19 protein-coding genes are annotated in these 18787 nt (G+C 41.3%); 16 read left to right on the top strand and 3 right to left on the bottom strand.

Annotated features, from left to right (window positions below):
- Window positions 1-83: 83 nt before the first annotated feature.
- The 13 genes from ACYSNU_RS07790 (at window position 84) to ACYSNU_RS07730 (ending at window position 15079) form a co-directional block, all read left to right on the top strand.
- A complete protein-coding gene (locus tag ACYSNU_RS07790; protein WP_461736916.1) occupies window positions 84-1394 on the top strand; it encodes an alkaline phosphatase family protein in 1311 nt (436 codons plus the stop codon).
- A complete protein-coding gene (locus ACYSNU_RS07785) occupies window positions 1378-2634 on the top strand; it encodes an MFS transporter (protein WP_461736617.1) in 1257 nt (418 codons plus the stop codon). Before ACYSNU_RS07790 ends, ACYSNU_RS07785 begins: the two co-directional genes overlap by 17 nt.
- 374 nt (window positions 2635-3008) lie before the next feature.
- Window positions 3009-3878: a shikimate dehydrogenase gene (aroE, locus tag ACYSNU_RS07780; RefSeq protein WP_461736616.1), complete on the top strand. Its 870-nt coding sequence runs from the start codon at window positions 3009-3011 to the stop codon at window positions 3876-3878.
- A gap of 58 nt (window positions 3879-3936) precedes the next feature.
- Window positions 3937-4977, top strand: coding sequence for a 3-deoxy-7-phosphoheptulonate synthase (aroF, locus tag ACYSNU_RS07775; protein ID WP_461736615.1), 1041 nt, complete (start codon window positions 3937-3939; stop codon window positions 4975-4977).
- Entirely contained in the window at window positions 4977-6047 is a 1071-nt protein-coding gene (gene aroB, locus ACYSNU_RS07770; protein WP_461736614.1) for a 3-dehydroquinate synthase, read from the top strand. The genes aroF and aroB overlap by 1 nt, the downstream gene beginning before the upstream one ends.
- Window positions 6048-6050: 3 nt before the next feature.
- Window positions 6051-7217 carry a chorismate synthase gene (aroC, locus tag ACYSNU_RS07765; protein WP_461736613.1) on the top strand — a complete coding sequence of 389 codons (1167 nt, stop codon included), beginning with the start codon at window positions 6051-6053 and terminating at the stop codon, window positions 7215-7217.
- Window positions 7218-7291: 74 nt separating this feature from the next.
- Entirely contained in the window at window positions 7292-8392 is a 1101-nt protein-coding gene (locus ACYSNU_RS07760; RefSeq protein ID WP_461736612.1) for a prephenate dehydrogenase, read from the top strand.
- A gap of 28 nt (window positions 8393-8420) precedes the next feature.
- Complete coding sequence (gene aroA / locus ACYSNU_RS07755) at window positions 8421-9707, top strand: 3-phosphoshikimate 1-carboxyvinyltransferase (RefSeq protein ID WP_461736611.1); 1287 nt, start codon at window positions 8421-8423, stop codon at window positions 9705-9707.
- A gap of 1 nt (window position 9708) precedes the next feature.
- Entirely contained in the window at window positions 9709-10227 is a 519-nt protein-coding gene (locus tag ACYSNU_RS07750) for a shikimate kinase (protein ID WP_461736610.1), read from the top strand.
- Entirely contained in the window at window positions 10228-11079 is an 852-nt protein-coding gene (gene pheA / locus ACYSNU_RS07745; RefSeq protein ID WP_461736609.1) for a prephenate dehydratase, read from the top strand.
- 179 nt (window positions 11080-11258) lie between these two features.
- Window positions 11259-12527, top strand: a complete 1269-nt coding sequence (locus ACYSNU_RS07740; RefSeq protein WP_461736608.1) for an LCP family protein — start codon at window positions 11259-11261, stop codon at window positions 12525-12527.
- Between the two features lie 80 nt (window positions 12528-12607).
- Window positions 12608-13456: a DegV family protein gene (locus ACYSNU_RS07735; RefSeq protein WP_461736607.1), complete on the top strand. Its 849-nt coding sequence runs from the start codon at window positions 12608-12610 to the stop codon at window positions 13454-13456.
- A 189-nt stretch (window positions 13457-13645) separates the two neighbouring features.
- Complete coding sequence (locus tag ACYSNU_RS07730) at window positions 13646-15079, top strand: alanine/glycine:cation symporter family protein (protein ID WP_461736606.1); 1434 nt, start codon at window positions 13646-13648, stop codon at window positions 15077-15079.
- A gap of 203 nt (window positions 15080-15282) precedes the next feature.
- On the opposite strand, the gene ACYSNU_RS07725 is transcribed toward ACYSNU_RS07730, so the two are convergent.
- Window positions 15283-16149, bottom strand: coding sequence for a LysR family transcriptional regulator (locus tag ACYSNU_RS07725; protein WP_461736605.1), 867 nt, complete (start codon window positions 16147-16149; stop codon window positions 15283-15285).
- A 115-nt stretch (window positions 16150-16264) separates the two neighbouring features.
- On the opposite strand from ACYSNU_RS07725, the gene ACYSNU_RS07720 reads away from it, so the two are divergent.
- From ACYSNU_RS07720 to ACYSNU_RS07710, 3 genes are read left to right on the top strand one after another with little or no spacing between them, the layout of a single operon-like run.
- The gene (locus ACYSNU_RS07720; protein WP_461736604.1) at window positions 16265-16834 is read left to right on the top strand and encodes a DapH/DapD/GlmU-related protein; all 570 of its coding nucleotides are present in this window, start codon (window positions 16265-16267) and stop codon (window positions 16832-16834) included.
- Between the two features lie 17 nt (window positions 16835-16851).
- The gene (locus ACYSNU_RS07715) at window positions 16852-17400 is read left to right on the top strand and encodes a cyclophilin-like fold protein (protein WP_461736603.1); all 549 of its coding nucleotides are present in this window, start codon (window positions 16852-16854) and stop codon (window positions 17398-17400) included.
- A 16-nt stretch (window positions 17401-17416) separates the two neighbouring features.
- Window positions 17417-17797: a MerR family transcriptional regulator gene (locus ACYSNU_RS07710; protein WP_461736602.1), complete on the top strand. Its 381-nt coding sequence runs from the start codon at window positions 17417-17419 to the stop codon at window positions 17795-17797.
- Between the two features lie 80 nt (window positions 17798-17877).
- On the opposite strand, the gene ACYSNU_RS07705 is transcribed toward ACYSNU_RS07710, so the two are convergent.
- Window positions 17878-18072 carry a hypothetical protein gene (locus tag ACYSNU_RS07705; protein WP_461736601.1) on the bottom strand — a complete coding sequence of 65 codons (195 nt, stop codon included), beginning with the start codon at window positions 18070-18072 and terminating at the stop codon, window positions 17878-17880.
- Window positions 18051-18704, bottom strand: a complete 654-nt coding sequence (locus ACYSNU_RS07700; protein ID WP_461736600.1) for a LysR family transcriptional regulator — start codon at window positions 18702-18704, stop codon at window positions 18051-18053. Before ACYSNU_RS07700 ends, ACYSNU_RS07705 begins: the two co-directional genes overlap by 22 nt.
- Window positions 18705-18787: the final 83 nt, after the last annotated feature.

Below are 18787 nucleotides of genomic sequence, written 5' to 3'. Positions count from 1 at the left end.
AATAACACTTTTCCTTTTCTACCCCTTTTGCCCTCTGTTATAATTAAAGGAAAGAGAAAGGGCGGTTAAAAAACGTGAAAAAAATGGTGATTATTTCCATCGATGCCATGGGAGCCAGCGATTTAAGCGGGGACTTGGAGCATCTGCCCAACATAAAAGCTTTTCGCAATCAAGCGACCCATGTAAAAAATATTCGGGGCATTTATCCAACCCTCACTTATCCTTCCCACACCACAATTGTGACAGGAGAATATCCGAAAACCCATGGTGTGATTAACAATACAAAAATTCAGCCGGGCCGCAAATCTCCCGATTGGTATTGGTATCAAAAGGATGTCCAAGTGCCCACCTTGTATGATTTAGCTAAACAAGCTGGCATGACCACGGCGGCTTTTCTTTGGCCGGTGACAGCCAAGAGTAAAACAATTGATTACAATATCGCCGAAATTTTTCCGAATCGCATTTGGACCAATCAAGTGATTCGTTCCCTGAGCGCCAGCTCGCCGAAATTTCTTTTGGAAATGAATCAAAAATTTGGTCATCTCCGCAATGGTATTCAACAGCCCAACTTAGACGATTTTATTGCCGCCTGCGCTGTCGATACGCTGTTAACTAAGCAGCCGGATTTGACGATGATCCATCTGGTGGATTTAGATAGTATGCGTCATCGTTATGGTGTCCTTTCAACAGAGTCCCAGGCAGCTTTGCGGCGGCAAGATTTGCGGGTTCAGCAAATTATTGATGCGACAAAAACTGCTGGAACTTTTGCCGACACCACCTTTGTCATTTTAGGAGATCATTATCAAATTGATGTCAGTCAGATGATTCGCCTAAATAGTTTGTTTGCTGCTCAAGGCTGGCAAAAAGCAAAAAAAGATGGCACAGTTGCCAAGGGCTGGCAGGTGTATGCTAAAAGCTGTGACGGTTCCTGCTATATCTATGTGGACCGCAAAAGTCTTGTAGAGCCTCGGGAAATCCGTGAACTTCTGAAAACAATTCCCGGCATCTCCCACATTTATACGACAGAGCAGGCTGGTCAAAAAGGCGCTGCGCCAAACGTAACGTTTATGCTAGAAGCCAAACGGGGTTATTATTTTATTGATGAAGCTGTTGGAGAAGTCTTGGAGGAAGTTAATCCAACGACGATTGGCCAACCGGAACGTTATCGGGCGGTTCATGGTTTTTCGCCAGATAAACAAAATTACGCGACAACTTTGATGATTAATGGAGGGGGGATTGCCAAAGGAAAAGTGATTGAAAATGCAGATTTAATTGATGAAGCACCAACTTTTGCCAAAATTTTAGATTTGAATTTTCCGCAAATTGTTGCGGGGCGCACCTTGCTAGAAATTTTTGAAAATAACGAGGAGGTACCAAATGAAGTTTTGGAATAGTTATACCAAAGAAGAAAAGGGTTGGATTTTATATGACTGGGCGAATTCCGCTTATTCGTTGGTGATTGTCACCGCAATATTACCGATTTATTTTAAATTTGTCGCTGGAGAAGCCGGCATTTCCAATGCGACTTCGACGGCTTACTGGGGATATGCCAGCTCCTTTGCTACATTACTCATCAGTTTATCCGCACCTATCTTAGGAACTTTAGGCGATTACAAAGGCAAGAAAAAGAAATTATTTAACTTGTTTGCATTCTCAGGCATTATCATGACCTTTGCCTTAGCCTTAGTGCCGGATAAAAGCTGGATGGCGATGCTGGTGGTCTATGTTATTTCTCATATGGGCTATCAAGGGGCCAATATTTTTTATGACAGTTTTTTGGTGGATGTCACTGAAGACGAGCGAATGGATGATGTCTCATCTATGGGCTACGGCATGGGCTATGTCGGCAGTGCGTTGCTCTTTGTCTTTGTGATGATTTTGCAAGTGACAGACGGTTTTGGTTTGCTTGGTACGGTTTTGACTACTAAAGTTTGTTTTGTACTAACCGGTATTTGGTGGCTACTGTTTTCTTGGCCATTTCTAAAAAATGTTCATCAAAAATTTTCAATTCCCAATATTAAAAATCCGGTCAGGGTCAGCCTGCAGCGCTTGGGTCAGACGATTCGGGAAATCGGCAAGTACAAACAAATTGTTTATTTTTTGATTGCCTATTTCTTTTACATTGATGGCGTGGATACTATTTTCACAATGGCGACTTCCTTTGGGATTGACATGGGTGTCGATTCTAATATGTTGATTATTATTTTATTAGCGATTAATTTCATCGCATTTCCTTTTACGATTTTATACGGCAAGATGGCCAAGCGTTTTGGTAACAAGCCGTTGATTTTAGTCGCAATCGGGGTCTACACCTTTATCTGTATTTATGCACTCTTTATGGATACAGTTTTAGATTTTTGGATTTTGGGTATTCTGGTGGGAACTTCTCAAGGAGGGATTCAAGCCTTGAGCCGGTCTTACTTTGCCCAGATGATTCCGAAAGAACATTCCAATGAATTCTTTGGATTTTATAATATTTTCGGCAAGTTTTCGGCAATTTTAGGACCGTTGCTATTTGGTTTGATGACTAATTTAACAGGCAACTCCCAGTACGGAATCGCTAGTTTAATCGTCTTGTTCATTATTGGCGGCTTCCTTTTCGCTTTTACTCATAAAGAAAATGCGCAGGCTTAAATCGTTTTCAAAAAGAAAAATTAAAAAATGATGAAAAAATTGTTGACTTCTGATTTTAAAAGAAATATACTGAGTTCAACCTAAAAAACAGTTTGGAGCGATGATGATGCAAATCACAAATTCCCAAAAACTGAATAATTACTACTTTAGCTATTTTAGATGAGTTTGTATTCATGAACGTCATGGGTGCAGACAACCGTTTGTATCTATGATGGCTAGAGAAATTTGTAACGACTTTCAGCCACGTAGATGATTAATCTATTGTGGCTTTTCTATTATCCTTTTTTGCGGGGGACCCACTGTAGATTTTCAAAAAATTTACAATGGGCACCTCGCTTTTTATTTTTAGGAAAGACACTTGGAGGGATTTTTATATGACAAAGGAAATTACAGGACACACAAGATTAGTTGGTTTATTTGCGACACCGATTCGCCACAGCGTTTCTCCCATGATTCAAAATGCAGGCTTTCAAGCCTTAGGGATTGATGCAGTCTATCTGGCTTTTGACCTCGGAACAGATCGCATCGAACGGGCCATCGATTCCATCCGTAATTTAGAAATGTTAGGTGCTAATCTTTCCATGCCAAACAAAATTGCGGCGGTTCCATTGATGGATGAATTAAGTGATGCTGCTAAATTAGTCGGGGCCATTAATACCATCGTCAATCAAGATGGCAAACTAACCGGCCATATCACAGACGGCATCGGTTTTATGCGCAGCTTAAAAGATATCGACGTTGACATTATCGGCAAAAAAATGACGATTACCGGAGCCGGTGGAGCAGCCACTGCGATTATTGTCCAAGCAGCCCTTGACGGCGTGAAAGAAATCGCCGTTTATAACATCAAGGATGAATTTTTCGAAAGAATTCAAGCAACTCTGCAAACCATCGCAGAAAGTACCGGCTGTAAAATAGTTTTAAATGATCTAGCAGATGAAGCGGCTCTAGCAAAAGATGTTGCTGAAAGTGTTCTTTTGACAAATGCAACCGGCGTCGGTATGAAACCCAACACGGAGGCTTCGACAATCAAAAACTTTGATATTATCACAAAAGATTTAGCCGTCGTGGATATCATCTATACTCCACGGGAAACAAAATTACTAAAAGAAGCCAAAGCCCGTGGCGCCAAAACTTCTAATGGCTTGGGTATGCTGTTATATCAAGGAGCAGCTGCCTTTGAATTATGGACTGGTCAAGCAATGCCGATTGATGTGGTCAAACCAATTATTGAAAATAACTGATACACGCTAATTTATAAAACGAATTAAAAAAAAAGCGAAATTAATGGAGGAACTAAAAATGATCGTAATTATGAAACCAGGAGCTACTAAAGAGCAATTAGAACGAGTGTTAAAAAGAATTCAAGAAGAAGGCTTGGAAGTTCAAGTCAATCAAGGGAAAGAACAAGTCGTCATCGGTTTAATCGGTGACACCCACAATATGCAAGACGTGGCTTTCAACAGTTACGAAGGTGTTGAAAACACAGTCAGAATTTCCAATACTTACAAATTAACTTCACGGGAATTTCATCCGCAAGACACGATTGTTGATGTTAATGGTGTGAAAATTGGTGGCAATGAAAACTTTGTCACAATGGCAGGCCCTTGTTCAATTGAAGGCTTAGAACAAATTATGGAAACAGCCCGCATGGCCAAAGCTGGCGGAGCGCAAGTTTTACGGGGTGGCGCTTTTAAACCAAGAACTTCACCTTACGCTTTCCAAGGCTTAGAAGAAGAAGGCTTGAAATACATTCGGGCCGCTGCTGATAAATACGATATGCAAGTCATTACTGAAGTGATGGACGAAGAACACATCGACATGGTCGCTGCCTACAGTGATATTTTACAAATCGGTGCCCGCAACATGCAAAATTTCAAACTCTTGTCGAAGGTCGGCAAAACCGGCAAGCCAATCGGTTTAAAACGAGGCATCTCCGGTACGATTGATGAGTGGTTAAATGCCGCAGAATACATTGCCGTGCAAAATAATAATAACGTGATTTTTATTGAACGGGGTATTCGGACTTACGAGCCAGCTACCAGAAATACGTTTGACTTAAGTGCTGTACCATTGATTAAAAAATTAAGTCACTTTCCGATTATTGTCGATCCAAGTCACGGTACCGGCATTTGGGATTTAGTAACACCAATGGCTCGGGCGGGAGTTGCTGCCGGTGCTGATGGTATGATTGTTGAGATTCACCCAGATCCAGCCAATGCTTGGTCAGATGGCCCGCAATCGTTAAATGAAAAAACTTACCTGCAAATGATGAAGGAAGTTCAAATTATGGAAAAAGCCATGAAGGAAATTGCCGCTTTAGAAAATCCGGTAAATGTCTGATGGATTTACAAATTAATTTGCCGCAACACCAGTATCAAATTGTAATTGAAAATCAAGGCTTAAAACAAGTCGGCAACTGGGCCAAAACAATTTGGCAAGCACAAAAAATTGCAATCATCACTGATCAAACAGTGGACAGCTTTTATGGGACGACGGTTGAAGAGTCCCTGAAAGCAGCGGGCTTTGCTGTTTGTAAATTAGTTGTTCCAGTAGGCGAACAATCTAAATCTTTAAGCCAAGCCGCCGCCTGCTATGACTTTTTAGCCGATAATCAAATGACGAGAAGTGATGGCATTTTAGCTTTAGGCGGCGGTGTCATTGGGGATTTAGCTGGCTTTGTGGCAGCGACGTATATGCGGGGCATTCATTTTCTGCAAGTGCCGACAACTCTTTTGGCTCAAGTAGATTCAAGTATTGGTGGCAAAACAGGAGTCAATACAAGTCGTGCCAAAAATCTGGTGGGAGCCTTTTGGCAGCCAGATGGCGTCTTGATTGATATTGCTACTTTACTGACTCTTGAAACAAGACGAGTCAGAGAAGGCATTGCTGAAATTATTAAGTATGCTGCTATCGCCGATGAAGAACTCTGGCAATTACTGTCTAGTTTCAGCGGCGAAGCAGATTTGTTACAAAATGCAACAGAAGTTATCTTAGCTTGTCTGAGAATTAAAAAAGCCGTGGTGGAGGAAGATGAGTTTGACAATGGTCAACGCCTGATTTTAAACTTTGGCCATACAATCGGCCACGCGGTTGAAAATACTAGCGGTTATGGTGTTGTTACCCACGGAGAAGGTGTGGCAATCGGCATGGTCAAAATTTCTGAGGTTGCTGAAGCTAAAGGGGAAATGCCAGCAGGAATCACTGAGCAACTGATTCAGCTGATTCAAAAATTTAATTTGCCAATTAAGCAGGAGCCTTGGCATCCACAAGCTTTGTATGAAGCCTTGACCCACGACAAAAAAACACGGGGCGGCGCAATTAAAATTATTTTACTGGAAAAGATTGGCAAAGCAAAAATTGTCACGATTCCGATTGAAACGATGAAGAATTATTTAGAAAAGAGGAATTAACACATGCGCTACATTACAGCAGGAGAATCCCACGGTCCGGAATTAACCGCGATTATCGAAGGCTTGCCGGCAGGGATGCCCCTTTTAGCAGAAGATATTAATATTGAATTAGCCAGAAGACAAGGCGGCTATGGTCGCGGCGGCCGGATGCTGATTGAAAAAGATCAGGTTCGCTTTACCTCTGGAGTGCGGCACGGAAAAACTTTGGGCTCACCGGTGACCATGGTGGTTGAAAATAAAGACTGGAAGAATTGGACTAAGGTGATGGCAATTGAAGAAGTGCCGGAAAAAGATCGCAAGTTGCGGCGTCTAAGTAAGCCCCGACCCGGTCATGCCGACTTGGTTGGCGGACAAAAATACCATCATGCAGACTTGAGAAATGTTTTAGAGCGTTCTTCGGCTAGAGAGACAACCATGCGGGTGGCAATTGGCGCCATTGCCAAAAAATTACTAAAAGAATTAGACATTGAAGTTGCCGGTCATGTGGTTATTTTAGGCGGTATCGAAGCGACGGTTCCCGAAAATTTAACTGTCACAGAAATTCAGACAATTTCAGAAGCTTCTCCGGTTAGAGTTTTAGATGCTAGCGTGGAAGAAGAAATGAAAACGCTGATTGACCAAACGAAAAAAAATGGCGACACGATTGGCGGCGTCGTTGAGGTGGTTATCGGCGGTGTGCCAGCCGGCTTAGGTAGTTACGTTCAATGGGATAAAAAACTGGATGCTAAAATTGCCCAAGCTGTTACCAGTATCAATGCCTTTAAAGGTGTTTCCTTTGGCCTTGGTTTTGAAATGGCCAATCGTCCCGGCTCACAGGTGATGGATGAAATTATCTGGGATGAAAGCAATGGCTACACCCGTAAAAGTAATAATTTAGGTGGCTTTGAAGGCGGGATGACCAACGGCGAAGCGATTGTCGTTCGAGGTGTCATGAAGCCGATTCCGACTTTATACAAGCCATTGATGAGTGTCGATATTGATTCAAAAGAACCTTATAAAGCCAGTGTTGAACGTTCTGACAGCACGGCGGTACCAGCGGCTTCGATTGTCTGTGAAAATGTTGTAGCAACGGTCTTAGCCGCCGAAGTGTTGGAAAAATTCTCCAGCGATTCCTTTGAAGAATTGCAAGCGGCCGTAGCGGATTATCGTGAGTATCTGAAAAATTATTAATTTTCAAACTCAGGCTGCAAAAAATAAAAAATCATTTGTAGCCGATAGATAATTTACGCAAAGGAGCTTAGAAAATGCCCCAACAAAATGAAAAAATTTTAGTGATTGGTTTAGGATTAATCGGCGGGTCCCTCGCGTTGAATCTCAAACAGCAAAATCCAGCCGTTGAAATTTTCGGCTGGGATAAAAATAAAGAATCAGAAAAAATCGCTTTAGCAAAAAAAGTTATTGACCAGATTGCGCCCAGCATTGAAGCCGTAGCCGCAGAGATGGATATTATTTTATTGGCGATTCCTGTCAAATCCTGTCTTGAGAAACTGCAGCTTTTAGCGCAGCTGCCATTAAAAAGCAGTGTGATTGTCACCGATGCCAGCAGTACCAAAGAAGAGGTCGTGAAGTTTGCCAAAGAGTTGCCCTTTACCTTTGTCGGTGGGCATCCAATGGCCGGTTCCCATAAATCGGGAATTCAAGCCGTCAATCCAGATTTATTTGAAAATGCCTATTACATTTTCACTAACGCTGAAGAAAATCCAGCCGCTGTTAAAAAATTGGAAGCCATGTTAAGTCAGACTCGGGCGAAATTTGTGCACTTGGAGGCCCATGAACACGATCAAATCACCGGGATGCTCAGTCACTTGCCGCATATTATTGCGGCGGGGTTGGTCAATCAAAGTGATGTCTTTAGTCAAACCTATCCCAGAGCTAGACAGCTAGCGGCTGGGGGCTTTCGTGACATTACCCGCATCGCTTCGTCAGATCCACAGATGTGGACAGATATTTTAATCAGCAACCGGGAAACTTTATTGGAGGAAATTAGCGAGTGGCAACGGCTGATGACCCATATTACCCATTGGTTAGCGATTGAAGACGAATCGGCGATTTATCATTTTTTTGATTCCGCCAAAGATACCCGAGACAAACTACCTGTTCATGAAAATGGTGCGATTCCCGCTTTTAATGATTTATTTATTGATGTACCAGATGTGCCGGGGGTGATTGCTGAGGTTACCGGTTTGTTAGGTGAGGCGGGCATCTCGATTATTAATTTGAAAATTTTAGAAACCCGTGAAGATATTATTGGAGTCTTACAGGTCTCTTTTAAAACAAAAAAAGATTTAGAAGCTGGCAAGGCTTATATAGAAGCCAAAACCAATTACCATTGTCGGATTAAATAAAGTTTCTAGTTGAAAAAAGGAGTTCGTTATGAAGTTATTGACAAATGTCGATGGTTTAGTCGGCGAAATTGAAGTGCCTGCGGATAAATCTATTTCCCATCGCAGTATTATGTTTGGCGCTTTAGCCAAGGGGCAGACGACAATCAAAAATTTTCTGCGGGGGGAGGATTGCCTGACGACCCTCAAAGCCTTTCAAGATTTAGGCGTCAACATTCAAGACGACGGTGAAACGATTACCGTTGATGGCGTTGGTTTTGCTGGCTTAAAAAAACCGGCAGACGTTTTAGAAATGGGCAACTCCGGCACGACCACCCGTTTAATCATGGGGATTTTAGCCGGCACAGATTTTACTAGTGTGTTATCAGGAGATGCTTCATTAAACAAACGACCGATGGCCCGTGTCATGAATCCTTTAAACCAAATGGGCGCGGATTTAATTGGCGCAGCCGGTGGTGAACTGCCGCCAATTACGATTGTCGGCCAAAAAAAGTTAAAGCCAATTGACTATCAGATGCCAGTAGCCAGTGCGCAGGTTAAATCTGCAATTATTTTTGCAGCGCTACAAGCCCAAGGCACCAGCACCATAATTGAAAAAGTGGCTTCCCGCAATCACACCGAGGAAATGATTCGCCAATTTGGCGGCACAATTGAGGTGACGGGTCGAGAAATAAAGATTACCGGCCCGCAAACATTTACTGCTCAGTCGGTGATTGTTCCAGGAGATATTTCTTCAGCGGCCTTCTTCTTGGCTGCCGGCTTAATTGTACCTAATAGCGAGGTAACGCTGACAAATGTTGGGATTAATCCAACCCGCACTGGTATTTTAGAAGTGATTCAAGCTATGGGGGGCAGCTTAACAGAAAGTACCGTCGATGAAAAAAATCAAAGCGCTACGTTAACCGTTAAAACTAGCTCACTAAAGGCAACTGAAATCGGCGGTGCTATTATTCCCCGTTTGATTGATGAGCTGCCGATCATCGCTTTATTAGCGACACAAGCCACCGGGCAAACCGTCATTAAAGATGCTGAGGAATTAAAAGTTAAAGAAACCAATCGGATTGATGCTGTCGCTACCGAATTGAAAAAAATGGGCGCTGATATCACCGCAACAGCAGATGGTTTGATTATCAACGGACCGACACCGCTTCATGGAGCTGCTGTCACCAGCTATGGCGATCATCGGATTGGCATGATGCTGCAAATTGCGGCCCTTTTAGTAAAGGATGGAACTGTTGAATTAGAACAAGCGGAGGCGGTTGCCGTTTCTTATCCGCAATTTTTTGAAGATGTAACCAGTTTGAATGGAGGACTTTAATATGAAGGGAATCGTTTTAATCGGTTTTATGGGAGCCGGCAAAACTACAATTGGCAGAATGCTGTCAGAAGAAATCAATGTGGGACATCTTGATTTTGACGATGTTATTATCGAGGAAATCGGCATGACTATTCAAGAATATTTTGATCAATTTGGCGAGGAGGCTTTCCGCAAACGGGAAACGGAAATTTTAAGCCGCTACTTAGATCCCCAGCATGTCATTTCAACCGGTGGCGGAATTGTTTTAAAAGAAGAGAATCGCAAATTATTAAAACAAATGCCGACCGTTGTTTACTTGAAAACTGATGCTGACGAGTTGGTGAAGCGCTTGAAGGCAGACCACACAAGCATCCGCCCACTAGTCGTATCAAAAAGTCCCGAAGAAATTAAAGAAGTATACCTGCCACGGATTCCTTTCTATGAAGAAAGTGCCAGCCTGATTGTGGAAACCACTGGTAAATCCCCCGCGGAAATCGTCGCTGAAATTTTAGCCGCAGATGTCAAGCAGGCAGGTGCTTAAATGAAGATTGCGTATCTAGGTCCTGAAGGCTCCTTCACTTCGACGGCAGCCTTCAAAGCTTTTCCAAGTGAAGAATTAGTTGCTTATCCGTCAATTCCCGCTTGTATTAAGGCTGTTGAATATCAAGAGGTCGACTTAAGCGTGGTGCCGATTGAAAATACCTTAGAAGGCTCCGTCAACATGACATTGGATTATTTATTTCATCAGGCTCAGTTGCCAGTGGGGGCAGAAATTGTTTTGCCGATTCATCAGCATTTAATGGTGACCTCCGCCCATGCAAAACAATGGCGGGAAATTACCAAAATATATTCTCATCCGCAGGCTTTGGCCCAATGTCAAAATTTTATTCAGCAAAATTTAGATGAAGTTATAACTGAGGCAACCCCTTCAACAACTTATGGGGCCAATTATGTTAAAAATCACCCGGAGGATTTCATCGCCGCAATTGCACCAAAGGAAGCCGCAGAAAAATTCGGCTTGACGATTGTCGCTGAAAATATTCAAGACATTGAAGTCAACCGCACTCGCTTTTGGGTGATTGGTCAAGCAGATGTAGCCGTTGAGCTGACTAAAAGCAAAGAAAAAATGAGTTTGGCCTTCACCATGCCCAACAACATGCCCGGCTCCTTACATAAGGCGCTGTCAGCATTCGGCTGGCGGGAAATCGATTTGAGTAAAATTGAGTCTCGGCCGTTAAAAACGAGCTTAGGGGAATATTTTTTCTTGGTTGATATCAATGCCGACAAGCCGCTACAGTTAATTCAAAATGCCTTAGAGGAGATTGAACTCTTAGGGGGAGAGATTAAAGTTTTTGGTAAATACGATGTGCATTTAATTCCCGCAGTCGATTAAAAGGGAACCGGACAGACTTGTAAAAAAGCTGTGTCTGGTTTTTTTTGTCTAAAAATGAAGTGATGTAATTTTATTTGATGGGGCGGACAACTGTTTTTTGAGAAAAAGTAAATTCTAGTGAAAAAAGATGCTTTTTCCTGAAAAGTGAGGTAACCTATCAAAAGTAAGGTGGGGATGTTATGAGCCGAATGGATCGGTATAAAAAAGTCCATGACGAATCAGATAAATATGAGAAAAAAGGGAAGGGGTTTGCGGTCCGTAAAGAACGGCAGCAACCGGAGCGACCAGATGATGGTGAGCACATTTATTATCGCAGTTCAGAAAATAACGATGATCAATTGCAAGAGCCGATGAAGGACAATCACTATCAAAATCCCGAGTATTATCAATTTGATCAACAATATCAGCAGCAAAATCAGCAATCAAAGCGGGGGCAAGCACAATATAAGCAGCCTTCTAATGAAGAAGAACAAGTCAAATACGGCTTTTTTTCAACCAAAAAGAAAAAAGCTAAGGCTAGTAATAACGGTGGCGGCTCTGGTCAAAAGCCTAAGAAAAAAAGCAAATCCTGGAAAAAACGAATTGGTATTATTTTAATTATTTTTTTATTGCTGGAAATCGGCAGTTTTTTCTTGGGAAAATTTCAAGCAGAGGCGGATTCCTCGATTCCGCAACAGGAGCTCCAGACCTTTAGCGGAACAGCAGATAGCAGCGGCGCTAAAAATATTTTGCTTTTAGGGAGTGACTCACGGGAAGGTGAAACTTCCCGAGCCGATACAATCATGGTGGTGAACTTGGATAATCCATCGAATCAGCCAAAATTAATTTCTTTTATGCGGGATACTTATGTGAATATTCCTGGCTATGGTTACAATAAATTAAATGCCGCCTATGCTTATGGCGGTGCCGATTTAGTTCGCCAAACGTTGGCTGAAAATTTTGGCGTGGAAACTGAATACTATGCAATTGTTGACTTTCAATCCTTTGAAAAAGTGATTGATGCGCTCTTTCCAAGCGGCATTGAAATTGATGCCGAAACTAGTTTAGAATTGGATGGTGTGACAATTGAAGCCGGTCAGCAGCGAATGGACGGCAATACCTTGTTGCAATACGCCCGTTTTCGTCATGACGCCGAAAGTGATTTTGGCCGTGTCAGACGTCAACAACAGGTGATGTCCGCAATTTTCAGCCAAGTCAAAAATCCTTTGGCGATTTTACAGATGCCTTATGCAGCTGGAAAAGTCATGGGCTACACCTCGACAAACTTAGCTTTTACTTATTTGTTAACGCATATCTTTACTTTAGCCAATAGTGCAAGCGGAATTGGCACATTGTCGGTTCCTGTGGATGGCTCTTGGTCAAACGGTTATTATGATGATGCCGGCAGTGTTTTAGAAATCGATGAGGCCACCAATTACTCGGCTGTCCAAACTTTTTTAAATGAATAAATTTTAACAAAAGTTTTTAAAGTGAAGCATTTTATGCTATATTATTTTTAATGCAAAAAAAAGTGAATAGAGGGAAATAAATGAAATTAGCGGTGGTGACGGACAGTACTGCGGTATTACCTGAACATATTAAAGATAAAGAAAACTTATTTATTGTACCGATTCCGGTTATTTTAGACGGAAAAAGTTATAATGAAGGCGTCGATATTGAGGCTGACGAATATTATGCTCTACTCAAAAGCAGTAAGGAATTTCCGAAAACTTCCCAGCCTTCTTTAGGCGAAGTACTTTCTTTATACGAAGAAATTGGTAAAAAGGGCTATGATACCATCATCAGTATCCATCTTTCTGGTGGAATTTCTGGCTTTGTTCATAATCTTGAAGGGATTAAAGATGCCATTGATGGGGTTAAAATTATTCCTTATGACTCGAAAATCACCAGTATGCCAATGGGCCATATGGTGGAATCTGTTATTGAATTAAATGAAGCCGAAAAAAATCTAGAAGAGATTTTGGAGCATTTAGATATTATTCGAGATAATACTTATGCATATTTGATTGTCGATGATTTAAACAACTTAGTCCGGGGCGGCCGCTTAACCAATGGCGCTGCGATTATCGGCGGTTTGTTGAAAATCAAACCGATTTTAACTTTTGTGGACGGAAAGATTGTCTTGTTTGAAAAAATCCGCTCAACCAAAAAAGCCTTCAATCGTGCCGAAGAAATTATTGGTCAACGGATTGTTGAAATTAAACATCCGACTAAACTGTATGTGATTCATGCTAATAATTTATTAGTAGCAGAAGAAGAAAAAGAAAAACTGCAGGTAAAATACCCTGATGCTGAAATAATTATTGGCCACTTTGGTCCAGTAATCGGCAGTCATCTTGGGGAAAAAGCGATTGGAATCGCTGTGTCTGCTCAATAGTTAATCCGCTCTTATACTTTTATCAGCAGAAGCTGAAGGAGTATAAGAGTTTTTTATTTTGTAGGAATGTTAGAGCTTCAGCTAGGTGAAATAATCTAAAAATTATTTTTGCTAATTGTTTTGTAAATATTTTCTCATTTATTTATAATTTGTGGTACAATTTAAAAAAAGCTGGAGGATGACAAAAAAATGGGTGATTTCTTAACAAGTATCAACGATTTAGTCTGGGGCCTGCCATTAATTATTTTAGTAATGGGAATTGGCGTCTTGCTAACATTTGGTTTAAAGGGGCTGCAATTTCGTAAGCTGCCTTTAGCATTAAAGTATATGGTATCAAATGAAGAGGGGGGACAAGGCGATGTCAGCAGTTTCGCGGCTCTTTGTACGGCGCTCTCTGCGACAATTGGAACTGGAAATATTGTTGGTGTCGCCACAGCCATTGTTGCCGGTGGTCCCGGTGCACTTTTTTGGATGGAGGTGGCCGCCATTTTAGGAATGGCTACCAAATATGCAGAAGGTCTGCTAGCGGTAAAATATCGCACCTTTGATGACCAAGGAAAAGTCTTAGGTGGTCCCTTTTATTATATCGAGCGGGGCATGGGCAGCAAGTGGCGCTGGTTGGCGAAATTTTTTGCCTTTTTCGGCTTATTAGCCGGCCTCTTGGGGATTGGTACCTTCACTCAAATCAATGGGATTACTAGTGCAGCCCAAAGTTTCTTTGATCCTCATTTTTTAAATACCGTCACTTTATTTGGTAGAGAATATTCAATTGCGATTATTATTGTCGGCTTAATGGTAACCTTTGGTGCGGCCGCCGTTTTATTAGGCGGCGTGAAGCGTATCAGTAAGGTTGCCGAGTTGATTGTCCCAGCGATGATTGTTGTTTATGTCGGACTTTGTATAGTTACAATTGGCTTTAATATTCAAAATCTGCCTGCAGCGATTAGTGAAATTTTTCAAGGAGCCTTTGGTTTACGAGCGATTTCTGGTGGCGCATTAGGCGCGATGATTGTTGCGATGCAAAAGGGTGTCGCCCGCGGAATTTTTTCCAATGAATCGGGACTCGGCAGTGCGCCGATTGCGGCAGCGGCGGCCCGGACGAAAGAACCAGTGCGGCAAGGGCTCGTTTCAATGACGGCCACCTTTATTGATACGATTGTCGTTTGTACGATGACTGGTTTGACAATTATTATGACAGGCGCTTGGGATTTAGGCCTAGACGGTGCAGCTGTGACAATTTATGCCTTTTCAGAGGCGTCACCGTTTTCTTATACGGTCGCGAGCTTTTTATTAATGTTGTGTCTGACTTTCTTTGCCTTTACAACAATTTTAGGCTGGAATTATTATTCAGAACGGTGCTTAAGCTATCTGACTAACGGCAGTACCAAGGGCACTAAAATTTTCCGAGCTGTTTATATTTTAGCCGTTTTCATTGGTCCTTATATGACGGTATCAGCGGTTTGGACGTTGGCAGATATTTTCAACGGCTTGATGGCCTTCCCTAATTTGATTGCATTGGCAGCCTTAAGTCCGGTGGTCTTCAAAGAAACTAAAAAATATTTTGCTAAATTAAAAGCCAATGACAGTCTGACTGCGGAAAGTTTAGAAGCTGTCGATGATTAAATGATGACTAAATAGCATAAAAAAATGACCTCAGAAGTTACTAGATTTTTCTTTTGAATCTCAAAAATCTTAATCCGGCTTTAGAAGAGGATTTAAGAACAGAGGATACAAAACAAAATCTATTTCTTCTGAGGTTTTTTTGCTTTTCGAAAATCATTTTGACAAAAAAAGAGGGGATTCCTCTAATCTGATAAATTTTTTTATTAGCCTTCTTTGAGAATCGTTAAGAAGGCCTTCGCAGCATTGGAGAAAACTTGATTTTTCTTCCAGATTAAACTAACTGAGACCGTTAAGGGTGGCTCACAGGGTAAAAAGCTTAAATTTGTCCCCGTTGTATTGATAATGCCGTCTAAGCAAAGAACGGCGGCCAATCCGTCTTTAACTAATAAAGAAGCATTGTACAATAAATTATAGGTACCTAAAATCTGATAGTTGGCTAAATTTCCGCCAAGCCAACTGGCCAGTTGGTTGTCGACAAAGCTTTGATTAGAAATTAGTAAAGGTACAGCCTGCAAGTCTGCTGGTGTAATGTGTTTTTGGTCCGCCAAAGGATGATGGTTATTAATTAGCACGCCCCATTGATCCTGATGGGGCAGATTAAGATATTCATATTTTTGTTTTTCCACCGGATCGACGACTATTCCAAAATCCAACAATCCTCGATCGATTTTTTCTAATAAATCATCGGCATTGCCACTGAAAAGATTAATTTTAATTGCAGGATTCTCTGAGAGTAAAACCTGTAAATAGTTTCCGATGATTTTCATTCCTTCCGTTTCCCCGGCTCCAATAGTAATTTCTCCACCGACGGCCTGTTTTCTTTCTAAATTTTCCGTAGTGGTGGCCACTAAGCTGAGAATTTCCCGACCACGATTGACGAGATAATAGCCATCTTCGGTCAAAGAAATTTCCCGATTGCCACGAATAAATAATTGCACACCTAATTCATTTTCCAGTTCTTTTAATTGTTTAGACAGGGTGGGCTGAGAAAGATGTAGCACCTCAGCGGCTTTACTGATGGTTTTTTCTTGGGCCACTGTTAAAAAATAGTTTAAAACACGTAATTCCATTTTGCGCGCCTCCTATAGCTTAAAGACATATCTAAGTATTCAATATAAATATTAGTCAAGGCTATTATAACAAGTTATGCTAGATACAACAAAGTTATCAAAGGAGCAACTACTTATGACATCAGCTAATTTATTAGAAAAACTTCAAGGTAAAGAAATTTTGGCAGGCTCAGAAATTTTTAAAGACATTCATGTGCTAAAAGCACAGAATGAACGACGCATAGCTGAATTGAATACTGGCTTTCACAGCAAAGCCGAAATTCATGATGCTCTGGAAACAATTACCGGCAAACCAATTGAAGAATCGGTAGAGGTCCAACTGCCATTTTACTCAGATTTTGGCAGACACATCCAATTTGGGAAAAATATTTTTATCAATCTAAATGTGACCTTTGTTGATTTAGGGGGCATTACACTAGAAGATCAGGTTTTGATTGGCCCCGGGGCCCGCTTGATTACGGTTAATCATTTGACTGACCCTAAAAAGCGTCGGGGTGTCAAAGTTGCACCAATACTGCTTAAAAAAAATGTTTGGATTGGGGCAAATGCCACCGTTTTACCGGGAATAACGATTGGAGAAAATTCAATTGTAGCCGCCGATGCAACGGTCACCAAAGATGTTCCGGACAATGTTATCGTAGCAGGGAGTCCCGCAAAGATTGTCAAAACAATCCTTGAAGCTTAAATGAAGGCGGTTTGGAGATGAGAAAAATTCTATTCTATAGTTTATCTGCATTATTTGGACTGAGTTTAACTGCCTGTCAGTCCTTTGAAGAAAGCACAGAAAACACTGAAACTGTTTCAACTGTATCGTCATCTCAGACGGCAGCTAGTTCATCAGCAAATTCAGTGACAAGTGACACTTCAATCCCACAAGAAACTGAGTCTACTACTGTAACGAGTCCAAGTTCACTCCAACAACTGACAATTCAAAATCAAACCTACAATGTAGAGTTTTTCGACAATGCTACAGTGACAGCTATTAAAGAATTGCTACCACTAGAAATAACGATGCAGGATTTACATAGCAATGAAAAATATTATTATTTTGAAACGAGTTTGCCGACGAATCCCCAACATGTTTCTCAAATCAATGCCGGAGATATTATGCTTTATGGCGAAGATTGTCTGGTTATTTTCTATGAAAGTTTTCAAACAACATATGCTTATACACCAGTTGGTCGAGTGGAGGATTCTGCATTTTCAACGCAACTTAGCGAACTCGGTCAAGTGACAGTAGCGTTCACCTGATGAAAGGAGGAGTCAAATGAATATTTCCCAAGCTGCAAAAGAAACTGAATTATCCGCTGTTACTTTAAGGTATTATGAAAAAGTTGGCTTGATTCCTCCAATTGAAAGAAAAAATGGCAGCGTTAGAAATTATTCGCTACCAGATATTGAATGGATTAAGTTTATCAAATGCATGCGCTCTGCTGGCCTATCCATCGAAGCGCTAATCCAGTACACCACTCTATTTCTTGAAGGGTCAGACACGGAAAGGCAGCGGCAACAAATTTTACAAGCTGAACGAGAAGGTCTTCAGCAAAAATATCAAGAGTTGGGGAGCACCCTTCAACGTTTGGATAAAAAAATTGAGTTTTATGAATTGCGACAAAACGAAAAACTGTTAATCAATGGAAAACCTTAGTTTAAAATTCTGTGAAAATTTTTTGATTTGGTATACTCTCTCTGCTGAATATTATTGAAGAATCTCAATGAATCCTTTCGCTAAATCGCGGTTACCTGGGAGTGGTTGTAAGCGACATTGACAGAATAGTGCCAAGATTGCGCCAGCTTGGTTGGGACTTCGACCAATTCCTGTTGTTGAAGTTCTTTTTCAACAAAAAGTCGTGGTAAAAAGACTGCAGCATCACTAACTTGCAAAAGCTCTTTAACAACAGCTAACGGAGCAATCCTGCGCATTTGGTTTTGAGCGACAGGCGCCTGTAGTAATTTTCAATAAGCTTAGAAAAATCTGTTCCCCAAGGGTATAGCAGCAATAAATGATTATTAAAGTCAGTGAAATCAGCAAGCGCAGTTATTGGCGGCTGATTTTCTTTTTTTACCAGGATAATTGGACTATCGACCACCGTTCTTTGCTTTAGCTGGTGATTATCAAAGGGATTTTCTTTCAATCCGATATCAATTGCACCGGCTAGTAAAAGCTTTTCGATTTCTGCTGAGTGGAAATGATGGAACTCATAAGCAATTTTTTCTTGATTAAAAAAAGCGATTAATTTTGGAAAAATAATTTCGGCAACCGCAGTGGGAGCAGTAATTTTTAAGACTTTTTCCCGGGAAATATTGCGGGCTAAATCAAGACTGCGTTTCATTTGCTCCAATGAGATAGCCGCTTGGTCCAGCAAAACTTTTCCGGCAGCAGTCGGCGTTACACCATTATTTTTTCTTTTAAAAAGGACAAAACCAGCTTCTGCCTCGATGCTTTTCACTCGTTTTGAAACTGTTGGCTTGGTTAAATGTAAAGCCTCAGCTGCCTGACTCAAATTTTTAGTGCGGGCAATCATCGTCAAAATTTCTAGGTCTGTAAAATCCATCGTTATTCCTCCTTGGCATACCCCAATGAAAATACTCCATAATAATAAACCTACTATTGCCTTTATAATAGCAAAAAAAGGGG

The organism is Enterococcus sp. LJL120 (genome assembly GCF_054871765.1).
The sequence above is the reverse complement of the archived record's forward strand: the minus strand, read 5'-3'. Positions and strand labels throughout refer to the sequence as shown.

What these genes read in the sequence shown, in the direction of transcription:
- ACYSNU_RS07790 (WP_461736916.1), top strand. Translation starts at nt 84, where the DNA reads ATGGTGATTATTTCCATCGATGCCATGGGAGCCAGCGATTTAAGCGGG.
- ACYSNU_RS07785 (WP_461736617.1), top strand. Translation starts at nt 1,378, where the DNA reads ATGAAGTTTTGGAATAGTTATACCAAAGAAGAAAAGGGTTGGATTTTA.
- aroE (WP_461736616.1), top strand. Translation starts at nt 3,009, where the DNA reads ATGACAAAGGAAATTACAGGACACACAAGATTAGTTGGTTTATTTGCG.
- aroF (WP_461736615.1), top strand. Translation starts at nt 3,937, where the DNA reads ATGATCGTAATTATGAAACCAGGAGCTACTAAAGAGCAATTAGAACGA.
- aroB (WP_461736614.1), top strand. Translation starts at nt 4,977, where the DNA reads ATGGATTTACAAATTAATTTGCCGCAACACCAGTATCAAATTGTAATT.
- aroC (WP_461736613.1), top strand. Translation starts at nt 6,051, where the DNA reads ATGCGCTACATTACAGCAGGAGAATCCCACGGTCCGGAATTAACCGCG.
- ACYSNU_RS07760 (WP_461736612.1), top strand. Translation starts at nt 7,292, where the DNA reads ATGCCCCAACAAAATGAAAAAATTTTAGTGATTGGTTTAGGATTAATC.
- aroA (WP_461736611.1), top strand. Translation starts at nt 8,421, where the DNA reads ATGAAGTTATTGACAAATGTCGATGGTTTAGTCGGCGAAATTGAAGTG.
- ACYSNU_RS07750 (WP_461736610.1), top strand. Translation starts at nt 9,709, where the DNA reads ATGAAGGGAATCGTTTTAATCGGTTTTATGGGAGCCGGCAAAACTACA.
- pheA (WP_461736609.1), top strand. Translation starts at nt 10,228, where the DNA reads ATGAAGATTGCGTATCTAGGTCCTGAAGGCTCCTTCACTTCGACGGCA.
- ACYSNU_RS07740 (WP_461736608.1), top strand. Translation starts at nt 11,259, where the DNA reads ATGAGCCGAATGGATCGGTATAAAAAAGTCCATGACGAATCAGATAAA.
- ACYSNU_RS07735 (WP_461736607.1), top strand. Translation starts at nt 12,608, where the DNA reads ATGAAATTAGCGGTGGTGACGGACAGTACTGCGGTATTACCTGAACAT.
- ACYSNU_RS07730 (WP_461736606.1), top strand. Translation starts at nt 13,646, where the DNA reads ATGGGTGATTTCTTAACAAGTATCAACGATTTAGTCTGGGGCCTGCCA.
- ACYSNU_RS07725 (WP_461736605.1), bottom strand. Translation starts at nt 16,149, where the DNA reads ATGGAATTACGTGTTTTAAACTATTTTTTAACAGTGGCCCAAGAAAAA.
- ACYSNU_RS07720 (WP_461736604.1), top strand. Translation starts at nt 16,265, where the DNA reads ATGACATCAGCTAATTTATTAGAAAAACTTCAAGGTAAAGAAATTTTG.
- ACYSNU_RS07715 (WP_461736603.1), top strand. Translation starts at nt 16,852, where the DNA reads ATGAGAAAAATTCTATTCTATAGTTTATCTGCATTATTTGGACTGAGT.
- ACYSNU_RS07710 (WP_461736602.1), top strand. Translation starts at nt 17,417, where the DNA reads ATGAATATTTCCCAAGCTGCAAAAGAAACTGAATTATCCGCTGTTACT.
- ACYSNU_RS07705 (WP_461736601.1), bottom strand. Translation starts at nt 18,072, where the DNA reads ATGCGCAGGATTGCTCCGTTAGCTGTTGTTAAAGAGCTTTTGCAAGTT.
- ACYSNU_RS07700 (WP_461736600.1), bottom strand. Translation starts at nt 18,704, where the DNA reads ATGGATTTTACAGACCTAGAAATTTTGACGATGATTGCCCGCACTAAA.